Annotated in this window: 2 protein-coding genes; both read right to left on the bottom strand. The window is 35.0% G+C overall.

Translation table 11 applies throughout. From position 1 onward, the window contains the following. A partial coding sequence (locus FJ213_13475; GenBank protein ID MBM4177163.1) for a 50S ribosomal protein L11 methyltransferase occupies nucleotides 1-681 on the bottom strand: 681 nt, incomplete at its 3' end. Next, complete coding sequence (locus FJ213_13480; protein MBM4177164.1) at nucleotides 678-1,670, bottom strand: M28 family peptidase; 993 nt, start codon at nucleotides 1,668-1,670, stop codon at nucleotides 678-680. The genes FJ213_13480 and FJ213_13475, both read right to left, overlap by 4 nt. Between the last annotated feature and the right edge of the window lie 117 nt (nucleotides 1,671-1,787).

Genomic DNA, 1,787 nt, shown 5'->3' on the forward strand with positions numbered 1-1,787 from the left:
AAATAAAATATGCTTATTAATATTTGCCAACACTAGATCAAAGTTATTTTCTTCTACATTCGTTATTTTTCCAAGAATAAATTCGCACCGATTTTCTGTTTCGTTTTTCACAAAATTTTCATTTGCGTTTTCAATGCAGACTTCATCATTCTCTACTGCGACAACTTTTTCCGCCCCCAATTTTGCAGATGCAATTGCTAAAACGCCTGTCCCAGTCCCAACATCCAGAACTTTCATACCCGGAGAAATATACTTTTCAATCAGTTTGATCATTAATCTGGTCGATTGATGATATCCAGTTCCAAAAGACATTTTCGGATCGATGGTTAATACAATTTCGTTTTCTCTCGGGATATAATCTTTGAAGGAAGGTTTAATTACAAATTTTTCACTCACCTTGATTGGTTCGATTGTCTTCTCCCATTCTTCATTCCAATTTTGATTCTGCAGAGTATCAATTGTGAATAAATAATCCTCAATCAAAAGTTCATGTTTCATTCTATCAAAGAAAAGTTTCAACTCATGCTCTTTAGTTTTGTCAAATTCCTTGAAATAGGCAGTGATTCCATTTTCTATTTCTTCTATACCCTCAGCTTGAAGCAATTCAAAAATTCCTGTAATCAATTCACTATTCATCGGTTGTGTGAAAATCTTTACTGCAGTATAAATGCGATTTATCATTCTGAAGAAAACCTCAGTGAATAAATGAGATGTAAAAGCACTCTGCCCACCTCTCCAAGTGTTTTTGCGCTGATATTTTCAATCGTATCATCGTGAGTGTGCCAGTAATTCCTGCTGGGATTTGGATTTTCAGCACCGACTAAGTCTGCATCAATTATATCGATGACTTTCATCCCGACTTCGCCAAGCGGAATGTGATCGTCATAAATTGGTGAACTGATCTCATTAGAAAAAGTTGATGCACCCATTTGCGCAGCAATCTTCCAGATAATATCAACAATGTCGGGAGCAAATCTCATCGAGTTAGGTTCACGTTTGAAAACAGCATTTTTATCCCCAACCATGTCCAAAAGAATTCCGAATGCAGGTTTAATGTATTGCGGTCTATTTTGTGCAAAGTACTTTGCCCCGATTGAATAATTTATCAGATCACCCTCTGTTCCATAATCTTCTGCATCAAACAAAATAATGTCAATTCCAAATTCAACTTTTTGGTTTTTCAGAATTTTAGCTAATTCTAAAAGAACTGCAACTCCGCTTGCACCGTCGTTGGCTCCTTGAATTGGCAGCATTTGATTCTTCTGATTATTATCTTTTTCAGCGCGCGGTCTTGTATCCCAATGAGCGCATAACAGGATTCTATTTGGATTTGAAGGATTAAATGATGCGATAATATTTCCTAATTCAAGTCTTTCGTTATTGTAACCAGGATAAGAAAATCTTTGTACAAAAGTGGTATCTGCAAATTTTGAAAGTTCGTCATGGAGGAAGATCATTGTCTGCTTATGTCCAAATGAATTTGGATTTCGCGGACCAAAACCTATTTGTTTCTTAATGTAATTTAAGGTGCTTAATGAATCGAAAATTGGAATTTCACTCATCGCTTCAATACGATATTGTGGAGTGCTGCTTCTTTGCGGTTTCTCTTTATCGCCGCAGCTTGATATCAAAAAAGTAATCCCGATAAAAATTATAAAATATAGTTTCATTAGATTATCAATTATAAAAAATACAAAACAAAGATAACAGTTTGATCGATGGAAAGCTTAAATGAACTAAGGTTTTTGCCAAACTTTGTCTCAAAAATTAAAATGAACTTACCTCTT

It is taken from the genome of Ignavibacteria bacterium, from assembly GCA_016873845.1.
Taxonomy (GTDB): Bacteria; Bacteroidota; Ignavibacteria; order Ch128b; family Ch128b; genus JAHJVF01.

Coding starts and splice junctions, on each gene's coding strand:
- FJ213_13480 (MBM4177164.1), bottom strand. CDS start 1,670: ATGAAACTATATTTTATAATTTTTATCGGGATTACTTTTTTGATATCA.